14 protein-coding genes and 1 pseudogene are annotated in these 17,746 nt (G+C 72.6%); 11 read left to right on the top strand and 4 right to left on the bottom strand.

Annotated elements, in window-relative coordinates; genetic code table 11:
• Positions 1–69: 69 nt before the first annotated feature.
• Positions 70–333: a WhiB family transcriptional regulator gene (locus IH09_RS31860; RefSeq protein WP_030266018.1), complete on the bottom strand. Its 264-nt coding sequence runs from the start codon at positions 331–333 to the stop codon at positions 70–72.
• Between the two features lie 713 nt (positions 334–1,046).
• On the opposite strand from IH09_RS31860, the gene IH09_RS31855 reads away from it, so the two are divergent.
• From IH09_RS31855 to IH09_RS31845, 3 genes are all read left to right on the top strand, one after another.
• Complete coding sequence (locus IH09_RS31855; RefSeq protein ID WP_052861021.1) at positions 1,047–1,553, top strand: cysteine dioxygenase; 507 nt, start codon at positions 1,047–1,049, stop codon at positions 1,551–1,553.
• Positions 1,554–1,669: 116 nt separating this feature from the next.
• Positions 1,670–2,677 carry a 2-phospho-L-lactate transferase gene (cofD, locus tag IH09_RS31850; RefSeq protein WP_052861020.1) on the top strand — a complete coding sequence of 336 codons (1,008 nt, stop codon included), beginning with the start codon at positions 1,670–1,672 and terminating at the stop codon, positions 2,675–2,677.
• A complete protein-coding gene (locus tag IH09_RS31845; RefSeq protein WP_052861019.1) occupies positions 2,674–4,005 on the top strand; it encodes a coenzyme F420-0:L-glutamate ligase in 1,332 nt (443 codons plus the stop codon). The genes cofD and IH09_RS31845 overlap by 4 nt, the downstream gene beginning before the upstream one ends.
• 54 nt (positions 4,006–4,059) lie before the next feature.
• Here IH09_RS31845 and IH09_RS31840 read toward each other — a convergent pair whose 3' ends face one another.
• Positions 4,060–4,965: a DNA-3-methyladenine glycosylase family protein gene (locus IH09_RS31840; protein WP_052861018.1), complete on the bottom strand. Its 906-nt coding sequence runs from the start codon at positions 4,963–4,965 to the stop codon at positions 4,060–4,062.
• Positions 4,966–5,091: 126 nt separating this feature from the next.
• Positions 5,092–6,174 carry a mannose-1-phosphate guanylyltransferase gene (locus tag IH09_RS31835; protein ID WP_052861017.1) on the bottom strand — a complete coding sequence of 361 codons (1,083 nt, stop codon included), beginning with the start codon at positions 6,172–6,174 and terminating at the stop codon, positions 5,092–5,094.
• A 430-nt stretch (positions 6,175–6,604) separates the two neighbouring features.
• Between IH09_RS31835 and IH09_RS31830 the strand changes: the two genes are divergently transcribed.
• From IH09_RS31830 to IH09_RS40370, 5 genes and pseudogenes are all read left to right on the top strand, one after another.
• Positions 6,605–7,369, top strand: a complete 765-nt coding sequence (locus IH09_RS31830; protein WP_052861035.1) for a TIGR03089 family protein — start codon at positions 6,605–6,607, stop codon at positions 7,367–7,369.
• Between the two features lie 306 nt (positions 7,370–7,675).
• Positions 7,676–8,953, top strand: coding sequence for an LCP family protein (locus IH09_RS31825; RefSeq protein WP_404827305.1), 1,278 nt, complete (start codon positions 7,676–7,678; stop codon positions 8,951–8,953).
• Between the two features lie 217 nt (positions 8,954–9,170).
• Positions 9,171–10,961, top strand: coding sequence for an LCP family protein (locus tag IH09_RS31820; RefSeq protein WP_052861015.1), 1,791 nt, complete (start codon positions 9,171–9,173; stop codon positions 10,959–10,961).
• A 78-nt stretch (positions 10,962–11,039) separates the two neighbouring features.
• Positions 11,040–12,755, top strand: a complete 1,716-nt coding sequence (locus IH09_RS31815; RefSeq protein WP_052861014.1) for an LCP family protein — start codon at positions 11,040–11,042, stop codon at positions 12,753–12,755.
• A gap of 215 nt (positions 12,756–12,970) precedes the next feature.
• A pseudogene (locus tag IH09_RS40370) lies at positions 12,971–13,531 on the top strand (alpha/beta hydrolase); the annotation flags it as partial.
• 237 nt (positions 13,532–13,768) lie between these two features.
• On the opposite strand, the gene IH09_RS31810 reads toward IH09_RS40370, so the two are convergent.
• Positions 13,769–14,806, bottom strand: a complete 1,038-nt coding sequence (locus IH09_RS31810; protein WP_052861013.1) for a glycosyltransferase family 2 protein — start codon at positions 14,804–14,806, stop codon at positions 13,769–13,771.
• A 256-nt stretch (positions 14,807–15,062) separates the two neighbouring features.
• Here IH09_RS31810 and IH09_RS31805 point away from each other — a divergent pair, with 256 nt between their 5' ends.
• The 3 genes from IH09_RS31805 (at position 15,063) to IH09_RS31795 (ending at position 17,711) form a co-directional block, all read left to right on the top strand.
• Positions 15,063–16,517, top strand: a complete 1,455-nt coding sequence (locus IH09_RS31805) for an LCP family protein (protein WP_052861012.1) — start codon at positions 15,063–15,065, stop codon at positions 16,515–16,517.
• Positions 16,514–17,014: a hypothetical protein gene (locus tag IH09_RS31800; protein WP_052861011.1), complete on the top strand. Its 501-nt coding sequence runs from the start codon at positions 16,514–16,516 to the stop codon at positions 17,012–17,014. Before IH09_RS31805 ends, IH09_RS31800 begins: the two co-directional genes overlap by 4 nt.
• A 115-nt stretch (positions 17,015–17,129) precedes the next feature.
• Complete coding sequence (locus IH09_RS31795; protein WP_052861010.1) at positions 17,130–17,711, top strand: VanZ family protein; 582 nt, start codon at positions 17,130–17,132, stop codon at positions 17,709–17,711.
• The last annotated feature ends 35 nt before the right edge of the window (positions 17,712–17,746 follow it).

Below are 17,746 nucleotides of genomic sequence, written 5' to 3'. Positions count from 1 at the left end.
ATATGGGGAGTTGGCGTGACACCGCGGCGGGGCCGCGTGCCGCCTCTCGCGCGGGCTGCCGTGCGGTGTTCAGACGGCGGCCTTCTTCAGCCGGCGCCGCTCGCGCTCGGACAGGCCGCCCCAGATACCGAAGCGCTCGTCGTTGGCGAGGGCGTATTCCAGGCACTCGGAGCGGACCTCACAGGCGAGGCAGACCTTCTTCGCCTCGCGGGTGGAGCCGCCCTTCTCCGGGAAGAAGGATTCGGGATCGGTCTGGGCGCACAGTGCGCGCTCCTGCCAGCCGAGCTCCTCGTCCGCCTCTTCGACCAGCAATTCCTCGAACAGCTCGGTCATGTGCGCCCCTCGTCTGTCTTGACGTCCCCGTGTCTGTCTTGACGTCCCCGTGATCTCGCCGTGATCGATAACGGCTGAACGACACGAGTGAAATTACAAGTGTGCCGATCCGGGCCAGTCAAGCCGAGATCTGCTATTGAGCCTCTTATTCACTCTGCGGAACCAAGCCTATGCGGAAAGTGTTCAAATCACCAAAAACCCGGACACTTCCCCGGGTGCATCACCCGGCACTCGCTTCTCACTCACCGAGACGCGACCACGCGCCCCACCCGTTGCACCCCGCCCGCCGAAGCGGGGAAGATCACAGACGGGTCACAGGTCCGCAACGGCGTTTGGGAACGCCGATGCTGGGCGACTTCTCCTGGTCAACGACTGCACAAACCTTTCGCCTATGACAGTAACCGGATGAGGTGAATCATTTGCCGCAAACGCGACATCCGGTTGACATTGCGCCATGGACCCGGTCTGCTTGACCGCATGCCAGCGACTCCCGCGCCCCGACTGACCCGTGCTTACGGGTCGCTCTGCGCCGCGCAGGCTCGCTGTCGCTGTTCCAGCTGTTGAAGCCACCGAGCTCCAGCCGTTCCGCTCGCACCACCCCCGCAGCACTCCTGCTCCGCGCCATCGCGCCGCGCTCCCCACCGGGACAGCCCCGCGCCGTGCCGCACCCCGTTCGCGTCACCCCAGCACTTCCGCCGAGGAACTCGAAGCACATGAACAGCGACGTCCAGATCGCCGGCGACCCGCTCGCCATCCCGCACCTGCTGCCGCCCGTCCCCGCCCACCCGGCCACCGTCGCCGGCTTCGCGGGCCTGGCCCGTTCGATCGCCGCCGACCGCGCCGCCTGGGTCCCGCTCGTCCGCTACGACACCACCACCCGCTGGTACCACCGGCTGCGCACCGGCCCCGGCTACGAGGTCTGGCTGCTCAGCTGGGTCCCGGGCCAGGGCAGCGGCCGGCACGACCACGGACGGTCGTCCGGTGTACTGACCGTCCTGGAAGGCGAGTTGACCGAACATGTCACGGCCGGCACCCGCACCGCACACCACACCCTGCGGGCCGGCACCCAGCGGGTCTTCGCCCCCGGTTACGTCCACGACGTCGTCAACGACGCCCTGGCGCCCGCCGTCAGCCTGCACATCTACTTCCCCGGCCTGACCGAGATGCCGATGCACAGCTCCCAGCGGGCTGCGGACACCAGAGAGACCGCCGCGCCCTGACGCGTACCTGTCCGCCACCGCCCCTCAAGGAGCCAGCCTTCGGCTGACACACTGGCCCTCCCGTCGCCCGGCCACCGCCCCTCAAGGAGTCAGCCTTCGGCTGACACACTGTCCTTATGCGCATTGTGGTTCTGGCCGGCGGTATCGGCGGCGCCCGCTTTCTGCGGGGACTGAAGGCAGCGGCGCCGGAGGCGGACATCACCGTCATCGGCAACACCGGCGACGACATCCATCTGTTCGGACTCAAGGTCTGTCCCGACCTCGACACCGTGATGTACACGCTCGGCGGCGGCATCAACGAGGAGCAGGGCTGGGGCCGTACCGACGAAACCTTCCGCGTGAAGGAGGAGTTGGCGGCCTACGGCGTCGGGCCCGAGTGGTTCGGGCTCGGCGACCGGGACTTCGCCACCCATATCGTGCGGACCCAGATGCTCGGCGCCGGCTATCCGCTGAGCGCCGTCACCGAGGCGCTGTGCGCGCGCTGGCAGCCGGGCGTGCGGCTGCTGCCGATGTCCGACGACCGGGTCGAGACCCATGTCGCCGTCGACCAGGACGGCGAGCGCAAGGCGATCCACTTCCAGGAGTACTGGGTCCGGCTGCGCGCCTCGCTCCCCGCGCACGCGGTGGTGCCGGTCGGCGCCGACCAGGCCAAGCCCGCGCCCGGTGTGCTGGAGGCCATCGCCGAGGCGGACCTGGTGCTCTTCCCGCCGTCCAACCCCGTGGTGAGCATCGGCACGATCCTGGCCGTGCCGGGTATCCGCGAGGCCATCGCGGACACCGAGGTGCCGGTGATCGGGCTCTCGCCGATCGTCGGGGACACCCCGGTGCGCGGGATGGCCGACAAGGTGCTGGCCGCCGTCGGCGTCGAGTCCACCGCCGCCGCGGTCGCCCTGCATTACGGCGGGGCCGAACGAGGTCCCGTGGCGGAGGGCGGCGGGCGGCGCGAGGGCGGTCCGGGGCTGCTGGACGGCTGGCTGGTCGACTCCGTCGACGCCGGCGCGGTGGACGAGGTCGAGGCGGCCGGTATCCGCTGCCGGGCCGTACCGCTGATGATGACGGACCTGGACGCCACGGCCGCGATGGCGCGTGCGGCGCTGGCGCTGGCCGAGGAGGTGCGGGCATGACCGCGGCGGCCGAGGTGCCCGCGTACCGGGTGTGGGCGCTGCCGGGGATCCCCGAGGTGCGGCCCGGCGACGACCTGGTCAAGCTGATCGCCGACGCGGCGACCGGTGCCGGGCTGCCCGGACTCGCGGACGGCGATGTGCTGGTGGTGACCTCGAAGATCGTCAGCAAGGCCGAGGGCCGGGTGATACAGGCCACCGACCGGGAGGCGGCGATCGACCAGGAGACCGTACGGGTCGTGGCGCGCCGCGGCACGCTGCGGATCGTGCAGAACCGGCAGGGACTGGTGATGGCCGCGGCCGGCGTCGACGCCTCCAACACCCCCACCGGGACGGTGCTGTTGCTGCCCGAGGACCCGGACGCCTCGGCCCGCGCCCTGCGGGCCGGGCTGCGCGCGGCGCTCGGCGTCGACGTCGGCATCGTCGTCAGCGACACCTTCGGGCGGCCGTGGCGCAGCGGGCTCACCGATGTCGCCATCGGGGCGGCCGGGGTGCGGGTGCTGGACGATCTGCGCGGCGGTGTGGACGCGTACGGCAACTCGCTCAGCGCGACGGTGGTCGCCACCGCGGACGAACTGGCCGCCGCCGGCGACCTGGTGAAGGGCAAGGCGGGCGCGCTGCCGGTCGCGGTGGTGCGCGGACTGCCGCACACCGTCGCGGGCGCGACCGAGGACGACGGGGCGCACGCCCTGGTGCGGAACGCCTCGGGCGACATGTTCCGGCTGGGGACCTCGGAGGCGGTACGGGAAGCGGTGACGCTGCGCCGGACGGTCCGCGAGTTCACCGACGGCGCGGTGGACGGCGGCGCGGTGCGCCGGGCGGTCGCCGCGGCGGTGACCGCACCGGCCCCGCACCACACCACGCCCTGGCGGTTCGTGCTGCTGGAGTCCGCCGGGACCCGACTGCGGCTGCTGGACGCGATGCGGGACGCGTGGACCGCGGATCTGCGCGCGGACGGCCTCGGCGAGGAGGCCGTCGCCAGGCGGGTACGGCGCGGCGATGTGCTGCGCAACGCGCCCTACCTGGTGGTGCCCTGTCTGGTCCTGGACGGTGCGCACACCTATCCGGACGCGCGGCGCAGCGCCGCGGAGCGCGAGATGTTCGTCGTCGCGGGCGGCGCGGGCATCCAGAACTTCCTGGTCGCGCTGGCCGGTGAGCGGCTGGGCTCGGCGTGGGTGTCCTCGACGATGTTCTGCCGGGAGGTCGTACGGGACGTCCTCGACCTGCCCGCGGACTGGGAGCCGATGGGCGCGGTGGCCGTGGGGCACCCGGCCGCACCGCCGAAGGAGCGGCCGGCCCGGGACGGTGCGGACCACATCGTGGTGCGCTGAGCGGAGCACGGAACGGCGCGGGGCGCGGACCGGACGGTCCGCGCCCCGCGTCCGTCACAGCCGAGCGATATCCCCCACCGGGAAGCGGGGTGCGCGGCGCGGCGGGACGGGGCCGGCGAGCAGGATCAGCCGGGCCGCGCGGTGCCGCTGGCCCTCGTAGGGGGCGAGCAGTTCGAGCATCTGCGCGTCGGTGGTGCCGCGGCGGCCGGTGAGGGCGTAGCCGATGATGCCGGGCAGGTGCAGATCGCCGACGGTGATCGCGTCCGGTGCGCCGAGGACGCGCTGGAGTGTCTCGGCGGCGGTCCACGGGCCGATGCCCGGGACGGCGGTCAGCCGCCGGGTGGCGTCGGCGAGGTCCATCCGCGCGGCCTCCTCCATACGGTGGGCGAGGCGTACGGCGCGCAGGATCGTGTCCGACCGTTTGGTGTCGACGCCCGCGCGGTGCCACTCCCAGGACGGGATCAGTGCCCAGCCGCGCGGCTCGGGCATCACCCGCAGCCGCTCCCACGGTCCGGGGGCCTGCTCGCCGTGCCGCTGGAGCAGCAGCCGCCAGGCGCGGTACGCCTCGTCGCTGGTGACCTTCTGCTCCAGGACCGAGGGGATCAGCGACTCCAGGACCAGGCCGGTCCTGGTGAGCCGGAGGCCGGGGTGGCGGCGGTGCGCCGCGTGCACGATGCGGTGCCGGGCGGTCAGCTCCGCCGGGTCGTCCGGCTCCCCCAGCAGGTCGGGCAGCCGTTCCAGCAGCCAGTCGGCGCCCGGTCCCCAGGATTCTGCCTCGACGGCGCCGTCCGCCGGGCGGGCCACCAGGCGCAGGGTGCCGGGGCCCTCGGGGGTGCGGCAGGCCCGCCATACTTCCGCGCCGCGCACCGCGAACGCGGGGTCGCCCGGCCCGCGCCGCAGCACGCACAGCGTGCGGTGCAGGTCGTAGGGGCCGGGCGGAACCCAGGTACGGACGGGCATGCTGCCAGGTTAGGCGATGGGGGTGACACGGCTCCGGGGTCGGCGGCCGACGGCCGGAGGCCGGGGAATGACGGCCGGGGAGCGGCAGCCGGGCCGCCTGACGACCGCTCCGGCCGGCCGCCCCGCCTACTGGTCGGAGGAGAAGCGCACCGAGCCCGCCGGGAGGTCGGCGCCGCACCAGATGCGGATGCCGCCGCGCAGTTCGTTGTCGGCGCCGATCCGGGCGCCGTCGCCGATCACCGCGCCGTCCAGGACCGTACGGGCCCCGATGTGCGCGCCGGCGCCGATCAGCGAATCGTGGACGCGGGCGCCCGGTTCGACCACCGCGCCGTCGAGGACGACGCTGCCGTCGATCTCGGCACCGGCGCCGATGGTGCAGCGCTCCCCCGCGACCGTACCGCCGGTGAGCTTGGCGTCCGGGGCCACATCGGCGGTCTCCAGGATCAGCCGGTCACCGCACCGGCCGGGGACGGCCGGGGACGGGGCGCGGCCCAGGACGAGGTCGGCGGAGCCGCGCACGAACGCCTGCGGGGTGCCCAGGTCGAGCCAGTACGTGGAGTCGACCATGCCCTGGAGGTGGGCGCCGTCGGCCAGCAGCCCGGGGAAGGTCTCCCGCTCGACGGAGACCGGCCGGCCCGCCGGGATGGTGTCGATGACCGAGCGGTTGAAGACATAGGCACCCGCGTTGATCTGGTCGGTGACGATCTCCTCCGGGGTCTGCGGCTTCTCCAGGAAGGCGGTGACCCGGCCGGTGTCGTCGGTGGGCACCAGGCCGAAGGCGCGCGGGTCCGCGACCCGGGTGAGGTGCAGCGATACATCGGCGCCGGTGGTGCGGTGGGTGTCCACCAGCGCCTCGATGTCCAGACCGGTGAGGATGTCGCCGTTGAAGATCAGTACCGGGTCGCCGGGCGCCGAGTGGAGCCGCGAGGCGACGTTGCGGATGGCGCCGCCGGTGCCGAGCGGCTCCTCCTCGGTGACGTACTCCAGGTGCAGGCCGAGCGCCGACCCGTCGCCGAAGTACGGCTCGAAGACCTCGGCGAGATAGGAGGTGGCGAGGACTATGTGCTCGACACCGGCGGCGCGGGCGCGCGCCAGCTGGTGGGTGAGGAACGGCACACCGGCCGCCGGCACCATGGGCTTGGGCGTATGCACCGTCAGCGGGCGCAGCCTCGTGCCCTTGCCGCCGACCAGGAGGATCGCTTCGGTCACCTTGTCTTCACTGCTTCCTGCTGGGGTCGGCCGGTCGGCGGACCAGTGTAGGCAGACGGTTTTTCCCCCCTGCCCTGCGGGACGGACACGAGCGACGAGCGGCGATGGTCGTGCTCCGTAGGACGTGTCGTGGCGGAGATCGGTTGAGTGCGCCGGGACGGGGGTCGGTTCGGCGGCCGGAGGCCGGAGAGCGGAGGCCGGAGGCCGGAAGTCGGAAGCCGGAAGTCGGAGGGTCGGTCGGGTCGGTGCGTTGCGCGCGGACGGTCGGTCAGCCGGTAAGCCGGTCAGTCGATCATTCCGCCGGTCGGTTCAGTGATCCCCTCGATGTGGTCGGGTAATCCCCGTGCCGGACGCGGCAGCTGGGACCGGGGCGGGGCGGACGGGGGCTCAGCGCTGACCGCCGGCGGTGGCCGCGCGTAATCTGACGGCGATGAACGCCACCGAACGCACCCCCGCCGACCTGCTGTCCGCCGCGCTCGTCGCGGACCCGGCCCGCCCGCTCGTGACCTTCTACGACGACGCCACCGGTGAGCGCGTCGAGCTGTCCGTCGCCACGTTCGCCAACTGGGTGGCGAAGACCGCCAACTACCTCCAGGGCGATCTGGCCGCCGAGCCCGGCGACCGGCTCGCGCTGCTGCTGCCCGCCCACTGGCAGAGCGCCGTCTGGCTGCTGGCCTGTTCGGCGGTGGGCGTGGTCGCGGAGGTGGGCGGCGATCCGGCCGCGGCCGACCTGGTCGTCAGCGGTCCCGACACGCTCGACGCGGCGCGCGGCTGCTCCGGGGAGCGGGTGGCGCTGGCGCTGCGTCCGATGGGCGGCCGTTTCCCGCAGCCGCCGGCGGGTTTCGCGGACTACGCCGTCGAGGTGCCGGGGCAGGGCGACCGGTTCGCGCCGTTCGCGCCGGTGGACCCGGAGGCGGTGGCGCTGGTCGTCGGCGGCGAGCGGCTGACCGGGGCCGGGATCGGGGCCCGCGCGCTGGCCGACGCCCGTGCCGCCGGAATGCCCGAGGCCCCGCGGGTGCTGTCCGGGCTGCCGTACGCCACCTGGCAGGGCCTCTCCTACGGGCTGTACGCGCCGCTCGCCACCGGCGGTTCGGTGGTGCTCTGCCGCCACCTCGACCAGCTGGGTGCGGACGGGGCGGCCGCCCGCGAGACCAGTGAGCAGGTCACCGTGAAGGCGCCGTCGGCCGTCTCCTGACGCGGCGCCCCGGCCGGCCCGGCCCGTCCGGCGGGCCGGGCTCCGGCCGGCACCGGCCGGTCCGCCGTTTCCGGCCCAAGTCCCGGAATAAGCGCGGATCCCCCGAATGCGTACGGATTTCCTACGCATCGCGCACCGAATCGCACGGATCTTGAGTATGAACTGTCAGATCCTGAGCACAGATCGATCGCGAACGCGCAAAGATCTTGATAAATGCACAACCGAGCGCGAGATTCGGCCGTCTTCCGTTCGACCCGGACCCCGAGTGCGGGCACGACGCCGACTCCGTAAGGGATGGACGCACACGTGACAGAGAGCCCGGATTCCCCTGCCGACCTCCAGGACCCCGCAGGGGGAACCCGCGCCGCTTCGTCCGACGGGCCGGGGCCCCCGCGCACCCCGCCGCACCGCCGTCACCGGCTGCGCTGGGCCGCCCTCGCCGCCGCCGTCACCGTGCTCGTCGCGACGGGCACCGGCTGGGCCTTCTACAAGAAGCTGAACGGCAATATCCGTACCGACAACGTCACCCAGCACGAGCTGGCGCGGCACGAGTCCGAGCGGCCCACCGAGGGTCCGCAGGACGCCCAGGACATCCTGCTGATCGGCTCCGACGACCGCGGCGGCGACAACGGGGAGTACGGCGAGGACAGCGGCACGCAGCGCTCGGACACCGCGATCCTGCTGCACCTGGCGGCGGACCGGCGCAGCGCCACCGCGGTCAGCATTCCGCGCGATCTGATGGCGCAGATCCCGTCCTGCACCCGCCCGGACGGCTCGTCCACCAAGGCCCAACTGGCGCAATTCAACTGGTCGTTCCAGTTCGGTGGCGCCGCCTGCACGATCCGGACGGTCGAGGAGATGACCGGTGTCCGCATCGACCACCACATCGTCCTCGACTTCGTGGGGTTCAAGAAGATGGTGGACGCGGTGGACGGTGTCGAGGTGTGTCTGACGAAGCCCGTCAACGACCACGCGGCGCATCTCGTACTGCCCGCCGGCCGCCAGACGCTGCGCGGGGAGGACGCGCTCGGCTACGTCCGGGCCCGCAAGAGCCTGGGCGACGGCAGCGACACCGAGCGGATGGGACGCCAGCAGGGTTTCCTCGGCGCTCTGGTGAAGAAAGTGCAGAGCAATGGTGTGCTGCTCAATCCGGCGCGGTTGTATCCGCTGCTGGATGCCGCGACGGGTTCGCTGACCACCGACAAGGGTCTGGCATCGCTCTCCGGGCTCTACGAATTGGTGCACAGTATGCGCGGCATTCCCGCCGACCGGATCCAGTTTCTGACCGTGCCCCGTCAGCAGTACCGCTACGACCACAATCGCGACGAGCTGGTGCAGCCGGACGCGGACAAGCTTTTCGCACGGCTGCGCACGGACCGCCCGGTGACGGTGCAGCCCCCGGAGAGCACCGCGGACGGCGTGCCGACGGGTGCCGGGAAGACCACCGCACCCGACCGGAAGGCCACCGCGGGCACCCCCGGTGACGGTGCTTCGGACGGCCCGGGTGAGAGCAATCCGCCGTCTCCGGCCGATGCGGGCCCCGCCTTTCCCGGCACCACCGCGGACCACGGGGTCTGCGGATGAGAAAGCCATAAAGACAGCCGCGGAATCCCTAATGGATTGGGCGGAATGCCCAGTTGTAGGGAAGTGGAATCTGTCACGGGCGTCGCCCGGCGCCGAACCGGGCCGATAGTGTGAGCGATCCGGCCAGTACGACCAGTTGGCCGGATATTGCACAATCGACCGACCGAGCGCCTTGGGGGGAGGCGCCGCGTGGCACCGACGGAGGACTCAAGGCACCGTGGACGCGCAAGGGCGTGGGCGGGACGGCGGCAACGTCGATCCCGCCGATCAGTGGGTGTTCAATCCGGACACCGGCACGTACGAGCTGCGACTTGACCCCGCCGGTCAGGCCGCCGCTCAGCCCTCGCCGCCGACGGCGCCCGACCCCGGAGGCCCCGGAGGGAACCCCAAGGGCGCGGGCGGTGGCGACACCGGCACCCGTCCGATTCCGGCCGCCCGCCGCGGTGAGCGCGCCGCGGGCGACGCCGCGCCGGACGCTCCGGCGGAGGAGAGCCCCACCGGTGGCCGGGCCGCCCGGCGGGCCGCCGGCAGCCGTTCGGCGGCGGTCGCCGGCCCGGCGAGCCGGCGCAAGCCCAAGCCGAAGAAGACCGGGAAGAAGAAGGCGCTGCACTGGACGGCCGGGGTGGTGGGGTTCGTCCTCATCGCGGGCTGCGGTGGCGCGTACTTCCTCTACCAGCAGCTGAACGGCAACATCTCCAAGGTCGACGTCGGTATCGACAACGCCGCGGTCTCCGACGGCCCGGTCAACATCCTCATCATCGGCACGGACGCCCGGACCGGTAAGGGCAACTCGGGGTACGGCGACAACGACAGCGTCGGGCACTCGGACACCACGATCCTGATGCATGTCTCCAAGGACCGGTCGAACGCGACGGCGCTGAGCATCCCCCGCGACCTGATCACCGACATCCCGGACTGCCCGACCAAGCAGCCGGACGGTTCGACGAAGAACATCCCCGGTCAGCAGGGGGTGCGGTTCAACACGAGCCTGGGCCAGGAGGGCCGCGACCCCGGCTGCACCTGGCGCACCGTCGAGAAGCTGACCGGGCTGAAGGTCGACCACTTCATGATGGCCGACTTCAACGCGGTCAAGGAGCTGTCCGAGGCGGTGGACGGTGTCGAGGTGTGCGCCGCCAAGGACATCGACGACCCGAAGTCGCATCTGAAGCTGAAGGCCGGCCGCCATACCGTCAAGGGCGAGCAGGCGCTGGCGTTCGTCCGTACCCGGCACACCGTCGGCTTCGGCAGCGATCTGAGCCGGATCGAGCTCCAGCAGCAGTTCCTCAGCTCGATGATCCGCAAGATGAAGTCCGACGACACCCTCACCAGCCCCACCAAGCTCTACGCCATCAGCCAGGCCGCGACCAAGGCGCTCACCGTCGACACCGGCATCGGCAGCGCGAAGAAGCTGATGGATCTCGGTACGGACCTGAAGCAGGTCGACATCGGCAAGATCACCTTCGCGACGGTGCCGGTGCTGGACAACCCCCGGGACAAGAACACCGTCATCCTGGACAAGGCCAAGGCCGCTCCGCTGTTCCAGATGGTGCAGGCGGACCACTCCCTGACCAAGGAAAAGAAGAGCGCGAAGGACAAGGGCGGCAAGGATTCCGGCGCGGTCAAGAAGGCCCCGCCGCAGCTCGTCCGGGTGGATGTCACCAACGGCGGCGGGCCGCTCGGCTCCGCGCAGGTGACGGTGGACTGGCTCCAGAACAGCAAGGGCGCCAAGCTCTCCAGCAACATCGGCAACACCCTGCCCAAGCTGGCCACCACCCGCCTCGAATACGCCCCCAACCAGGCCGACCAGGCCGCCACCCTGGCCGACTGGATGGGCCTGCCCAAGAGCGCGCTGAAGAAGGCGACGGCCGACGCCGGCTCCCGGGTGCCGATGAAGCTCATCCTCGGCAAGGACTTCAAGGCTCCCGGCACCCCGATCGAGGCCCCGAGCACGACCCCGGACGGGGTGCAGAACGTCACCGCGGACGACAAGAACGTCTGCGCCAAGTGAACTGACGCGATCCGGCGGCTCCGGCACTCCTGCCGAAGCCGCCGGGCACCACCGAACGGACAACGGGGAGAGGGCCCAATGCGGCAGAGCAGTGTGCGCGGTGACAGATTCCGTCGGGGCCGCCCCGACGCACGGGAGCTGGGCTGGGACGACAGCCTGTACGAGGGCGGCCGGCCGGCGGCCGGCCCGGATCCGTCGGCCCCCGGCGACGGCAAGGACGGCACCGGCACCGACGGCGGCCTGCCGGACGGCAGCGGCCCCGGCCCCGGAAAGCCGCCCCGCCGCACCGGCCGCAAGGTGCTGCGCTGGACCGCCGTCACCCTCGCCGTCCTGGTGCTGGGCGGCGCCGGCGCCGGGTACCTCTACTACGAGCACCTGAACGCCAACCTCCGCAAGGACGCGCTGGATCTGGGCGCGGGCGGGCTCCAGAAGCCCGAGCCGAACGCCTTCGGGCAGACCCCGCTGAACATCCTGCTGCTGGGCTCGGACGGCCGGAACAGCGAGCAGAACATCGAACTCGGCGGCGCCCGGCAGGACGCGGACCGCAAACCGCTGGCCGATGTGCAGATGCTGCTGCACGTCTCCGCGGACCGCAGCAGCATGTCGGTGATGTCGATCCCGCGCGACACCCGCGTGCCCATCCCCCGGTGCACCGACCCGAAGGACGGCACGGTCTACCGGCAGAGCACCGGCGCCATCAACGAGTCGCTCCAGCGCGGCGGTCCCGGCTGCACGGTCGCCACCTGGAAGGAGCTGACCGGCATCTACATCGACCACTTCATGATGGTCGACTTCTCCGGTGTGGTGAGCATGGCGGACGCCATCGGCGGGGTCCCGGTCTGCGTCGACAAGAACGTCTACTCGCACGACCGCAAGGGCCACGGCAGCGGGCTGAAGCTGACCGCGGGCACCCACGCGGTCAAGGGCGTACAGGCCCTCCAGTGGCTGCGCACCCGCTACGGCTTCGAGGACAACAGCGACATCGGCCGGGCCAAGGCCCAGCACATGTACATGAATTCCATGGTCCGCCAGCTGAAGGCGGGTACCAAGCTCACCAACCCCGCCCAGCTGCGCGATCTGGCCGAGGCCGCGACGAAGTCGCTGACCGTCGACGAGGGCCTGGGCACCGTCAAGAAGCTCTACGACCTGGGCGGTGACCTCCAGCGGGTGCCGACCGGGCGCATCACGATGATCACGATGCCCTGGCAGTACGGCCCCGGCGGTGAGTACGTCATGCCCAAACCGGGCGACGCCGAGGCGACCTTCGCGCTGCTGCGCAACGACTCGGCACTGGACGGCAAGGACACCAAGAACGTCAAGAAGACCCCGGCGCCCGAACCGAAGCCGTCAACTCCCCTGGACCAGCTGAAAGTTGTCGTACAGAACGGCACCAGCAGCGCCGTCTCGGGACCGGTCTCCGGCCGGGCGGCCGTCGTCCAGCAGCACCTGGCCGGTCTCGGCTACACCGCCGCGGGCACCGACTCCACCCTCATCGCCCAGGCCGACACCACCCTCGCCTACCGGGACGCGGCGCAGCGCGGCGACGCCCTCGCGCTGGCCAAGGCGCTCGGTCTGCCCAAGGACGCGGTCAAGGAGTCCGGTACGGTCTCCGGACTGCGGCTGGTGGTGGGCAACGACTGGCGTACGGGGTCCGCGTACCCGAAGGCCGCGGGCGGCGACCGGACCGATACGGCCGACAGCGCGCCGAAGAAGGCCCCCGAGAGCGCGGACGCGCTCAACGGCGAGGACACCAAGGCGTGCATGACGGTGAATCCGCAGTACAGCTTCCCGTAGGGCCTGTCCGGAGCGGTGGTCAGCGGTGGGGAAAAGGGTTGGACGGGACGCCGCCCGGACTTGTAGCTTGCGGTGGACCGTGACGCCGCCCGAGGAGGTGAGACCCATGAACGCTGTATCGACGTGGGTGCTCCCCCTTCCCGTCACGGCCGGCGATTGACGCAGGTGTCGCCGGGAGCGCCTCGACAACAAGGCACTCCCGAAAGGCAACACCCATGCAATCTCTGCAGTTCACCGCCGAGTCGTCGTCGAACGGCATGGTCGAACGCGACTTCACCGTGGGCGAGGTCCCCGGCGTTCTCTGGTCGCCGGCCTCCGGCGCCGATCGCGCGCCCCTGGTCCTGATGGGCCACGGCGGCGGCGCCCACAAGAAGCATCCGGCGATGGCGGGCCGGGCACAGCGCCTCGTGACCGGCTGCGGCTTCCATGTCGCCGTCATCGACGCACCCGGTCACGGCGACCGGCCGCGCACCGCGCACGACGAGCAGGATGTCGCCGAGCTGCGCCAGGCGCAGGCGGCGCACGAGCCGGAAGGGCCGGTCGTCGTCCGTTACAACGCCCGCCTGGCGGAGCTCGCCGTGCCCGAGTGGCAGGCGGCCCTGGACGCCCTTCAGGAACTTCCGGAGATCGGCGCCGAGGGGCCGGTGGGCTACTTCGGCATCGCCCTGGGCACCGCGATCGGGGTGCCGCTGGTGGCGGCCGAACCCCGGATCACGGCCGCGGTCTTCGGCCTGATGTGGCCCGATGCCCTGGTCGAGGCGGCGAAGCGGATCACTACGGAGAGCCGCGAGGGGCGGGCCACACCGGCCCGCCCCTCCTGCGCGTGCTCCCGGCTCCCCGGGCCGGGCCCCCCACCCCGGGCCGGGGAGGGGCGGCCCGGGCCCCCGCAGCCGGGCCCCCCCGGGCGGGGGGGGGGGGGCGGCCCGGGGGAGCCGGGAGCACGCGCAGGAGGGGCGGGCCGGTGTGGCCCGCCCCTCGCGGCTCTCCGTACCCGGTCCGGCCGGGCCGTACGGCTATTCGGCCGGGGCCGGGACCGCCGGGCGGCGGCTGGCGATGACCTTCTTGGCGAGCGCCCGCGGGCTGGTCAGGAAGCCCACTCCCCACGCCATGTGCATGGTTGCCAGCGCGACCGGGATCTGGGCGCGGGCCGCCGGCGACAGCCCCTTGCCGGCCGGCACCGAGCCCGCCGCGATGGCCGCGAGATAGCCGGCCGGGACCACGAGGCCCCAGGGCGTGACGGCCGCGCCGACGACGAGACCGGCGGCGATCGCGCACACCGCGGTCGGCGGTGCGAGATAGCGCAGATTGATCGAACCGGCGTGGTAGCGGGCGACGACGTGCCGCCACTTGCCGTAGTCCTTGTACTGCTTGGCCAGCGCCCGGACGCTGGGGCGCGGCCGGTAGCGCACCTTCAGCTCCGGCGAGAACCAGATCTGCCCGCCGGCCTCGCGGATGCGGTAGTTCAGCTCCCAGTCCTGGGCGCGGATGAACTCCTCGTTGTAGCCGCCCTGCCGCTCCAGCGCCTCGCGCCGGAAGACCCCGAGGTAGACGGTCTCGGCCTGGCCCGCCTGGCCGCCGGTGTGGAAGGCGGCGTTGCCCACGCCGATCTTGGAGGTCATCGCGGCGGCGACCGCGTCCTCCCAGGCGTTCTCCCCCTCGGCGTGCATGATGCCGCCGACGTTCTGCGCACCGGTCTCCTCCAGGAGGCGGACGGCGGTGGCGATGTAGTTCGGCGACAGCATGCCGTGGCCGTCGACGCGGACCACGACCGGGTGCCGGGACGCCTTGATCGCGGCGTTCAGCGCGGCGGGGGTGCGCCCGGTCGGGTTCGGGACGGTCTGGACCTTGGCGCGCGCGTCGGACGCGGTTTCCGCGACGAGTTCGGCGGCGATCTCGTCCGTCCGGTCCGTGGACGGGCCGAGGGCGATCACCACCTCCATCTCGCCGGCGTACTCCTGCTCCAGGATGTGCCGGACCGCATCGCGCAGATGACGTTCCTCATTGAGCACCGGCATGATCACGGAGACGGCCGGGAGCTGCTGCTGGGGCATGGTTCCTCGGGGGTCGGCCCGCGCGGCTCGGCCGCGGGCGGCGGCAGTGCTCGCCGGGAGACTGCGGTATCCCGTTCACGTTACCGCGAACGGGGGACGCCGACGGACGGCAGCCGGGTGGCCGGGCGGCCGGCGCCCGGCGTGTGGCGCTTTACAGCCGATCATATTGGCCTACGTTGACCCCGCCGGCGCCGCCCCGCCCCCGCCGTACCCCGCCGGCTGCCGCTCGCACCCGTACCGCCGCGGAGGAGTCCCCGTGACCGCGCCGTCCCGTCCGCCCCACCCCGCCCCCGACCGGTCCGACGAGGAGCCGCACCCGATGCGGCGGCGCTGGGGACTGCGGATCTGCACCGCCGCGTCGGTCGTGCTGCTGGCCGCGAGCGGCGCCGGGCACGCGGTGGTCACCGGTGTCGAGCGCGGGATCGGCCGGGTGGACGCCTTCAAGGGCATGACCAACCGCCCGGTCCGCGCCGCGGGCCTGAACTTCCTGCTCGTCGGCACGGACAGCCGCGACCACATCACCAAGGAGCAGAAGCGCAGGTACCACCTGGGCGGCGAAGCCTGTCACTGCACGGACACCGTGATGCTGGTGCACCTCTCCGCCGCCCGGGACCGCGCCAGCGTCATCAGCCTGCCGCGCGACTCCTACGCCGAGGTCCCCGCCCACCAGGACGCCACCACCGGCAAGCGGCGCCCCGCGCACCCCGTCAAACTGAACGCGGCGTACGCGGAAGGCGGCCCCGGCCTCACCGTGCAGACCGTCGAGCACATGACGGGCGTGCACATCGACCACTATCTGGAGGTCGACTTCACCAGCTTCATGCGGAGCGTGGATGCGGTCGGCGGCGTGGAGATCTGCACCCCGCGGCCGCTCAAGGACAGCTATACGGGCCTGGATCTGCCGGCCGGCAAGTCGAAGCTCGACGGCGGCCAGGCGCTCCAGTACGTGCGCTCGCGGCATATCGACGGCGCCGCCGACCTCGCCAGGATGCAGCGCCAGCAGCGTTTCCTGGCCGCCCTCATCCAGCGGGTCACCTCCTCCGGGGTGCTGATGGACCCGGTCCGCTTCAAGGAGGTCGCGGACACGATGCTGACGTCCGTACGGGCCGACTCGGGCTTCGGCGCGCACGACCTGGTGGATCTCGGGCAGGCGATGCGCGGCCTGACGCCGTCGTCCTCGGAGTTCGTCTCCGTACCGCTGAGCGACGCGGACTACCGGGCGCCGGGCCTCGGCTCGACGGTGCGGTGGGACCTGACGCGGTCCAGGGAGCTCTTCCAGGCGATCCGCGACGACCGGCCGCTGGCCGCGCACCACACCGACAAACCGCCCGCCACGGTCGTGGAGGTGCCGCCGGCCAAGGTCCGGGTGCATGTCGACAACGGCACCACGCGGCCCGGCCTCGCCGGCGCGGTCGCCCGCGCGCTGCACGGCACCGGCTTCCGGACCACCGGCGTCCCACGGCACGCCCCGGGCGGCATCCCCGGCCGCACGGTGATCTCCTACGACCCGCGCTGGGACCACTCGGTCCAGTCGCTGGCGGCGGCGCTGCCCGGCGCGGAGCTGCGCCAGGTGCCGCGGCAGGGGGCGGTGATGCAGGTGACGGTCGGCCGCGAGCACCAGACGGTGCACCCGGTGCGGACGGCGGATCCCGCATCGCGGGGCGCGGACTCCTTCGCGGCGATGACCGGCGACGAGGCCGGGTGCCCATGACCGTCCCGACGCCCCGCCGTACGGCCCCCCGCCCGCCCGTGGCCCGCCCGGCCGCGCGCGGACACGTGCGGCGGGCCGGCGCCGCCGTCGCCCTGTGCCTGGCCGCGGCCACCGCCGCCGCGGCCCCGCCGGCCCCCGCCACGCCGACCGGCTGCGGCGAACTGGTCCGCGGCCAGCTGTGTCTGCGCGGCCCGGCCGGATCGGCGGGGACGTACACCGCGACGTACCGCAGGCACGGGGCGCCCGCCCCGCACGGCCCGCGTACCACGGGCGGGGCCCCGGGCCCGCCCGGCACCCGCGACGAGTTCTCCGTACGGCTGGGCTACCAGCGCCGGAACGACCGGATCACCGCGTTCCCCGGCTGGTTCGGCACCCGGCGGACGGTGCGCGGCGCCGCCGAGCTGAGCGGCCGGGTGGAGATGCGGCCGGACGAATGCATCCGGGGCGTCATGGAGCACGGGGCCGAGGTCTCCGTCACCACCTGGAGCTGCGGCTGACTCCTCGCGGCCGGCTCCCTGCGGCTGATTTCCCTGTGGCCGGCTTCCGTGGCCGGTCTCCCGGTGGCTGATCTCCACGATCTCCACGTCCGGGATCTCCTGAGAGGCGGGCATCGTGTGGCAGGTCGTACTGATCATCTCTCCGCCGGCGGTGGCGCTCTTCCTCACCGCGGCGCTGGCGCTGGCCCTGACCCTGGCCCTGTGGTCGGCACTCGCCCCGGACCGCGGCGCGCCCCGGATCACCGCCCGGCTCCTGCTGGCCGGCTGGCTGCTGCTGCTCCTGGTGGCGACGCTCACCCCCACCCAGCCCATCGGCTCCGGCGACGCCACGGTCTGGTGGCTGCCCGGCCGCGAACTGTTCGACCCCGGCGCCCAGCTGCTGCCCGGTGAACTGTCGATGCTGGTCAGGGAGCAGATCGCGAACACCGCGCTCTATCTGCCACTGCCACTGCTGCTGCGTTTCGCCGCCCCGCACTGGTCCGCCGCCGCGGCATTCCTGCTGGGCGTGGGACTCTGCACGGCCATCGAGGCGACACAACTCCTGATGCGCGCCGGCCGGATCGCCGACACCGGCGACATCCTCTGCGCGGCGGCCGGCACCATCCTCGGCGCGACCCTGGCGGCGGCGGCGCAGCAGGCGGTGGCCTTCATTACGCGCCGCCGGGTCGGGGGGCGGGCTGTTCGCGTGGGGCCTTGATGGGGGGTGGTGGCGGTGGTGGGGGGTGAGTGGGG

This window comes from Streptomyces celluloflavus (assembly GCA_000720995.1).
Taxonomy (GTDB): Bacteria; Actinomycetota; Actinomycetes; order Streptomycetales; family Streptomycetaceae; genus Streptomyces; species Streptomyces celluloflavus.
The sequence above is the reverse complement of the archived record's forward strand: the minus strand, read 5'-3'. Positions and strand labels throughout refer to the sequence as shown.

Coding starts and splice junctions, on each gene's coding strand:
- cofD (WP_052861020.1), top strand. CDS start 1,670: ATGCGCATTGTGGTTCTGGCCGGCGGTATCGGCGGCGCCCGCTTTCTG.
- IH09_RS31830 (WP_052861035.1), top strand. CDS start 6,605: ATGAACGCCACCGAACGCACCCCCGCCGACCTGCTGTCCGCCGCGCTC.
- IH09_RS31840 (WP_052861018.1), bottom strand. CDS start 4,965: ATGCCCGTCCGTACCTGGGTTCCGCCCGGCCCCTACGACCTGCACCGC.
- IH09_RS31800 (WP_052861011.1), top strand. CDS start 16,514: ATGACCGTCCCGACGCCCCGCCGTACGGCCCCCCGCCCGCCCGTGGCC.
- IH09_RS31855 (WP_052861021.1), top strand. CDS start 1,047: ATGAACAGCGACGTCCAGATCGCCGGCGACCCGCTCGCCATCCCGCAC.
- IH09_RS31860 (WP_030266018.1), bottom strand. CDS start 333: ATGACCGAGCTGTTCGAGGAATTGCTGGTCGAAGAGGCGGACGAGGAG.
- IH09_RS31815 (WP_052861014.1), top strand. CDS start 11,040: ATGCGGCAGAGCAGTGTGCGCGGTGACAGATTCCGTCGGGGCCGCCCC.
- IH09_RS31810 (WP_052861013.1), bottom strand. CDS start 14,806: ATGCCCCAGCAGCAGCTCCCGGCCGTCTCCGTGATCATGCCGGTGCTC.
- IH09_RS31845 (WP_052861019.1), top strand. CDS start 2,674: ATGACCGCGGCGGCCGAGGTGCCCGCGTACCGGGTGTGGGCGCTGCCG.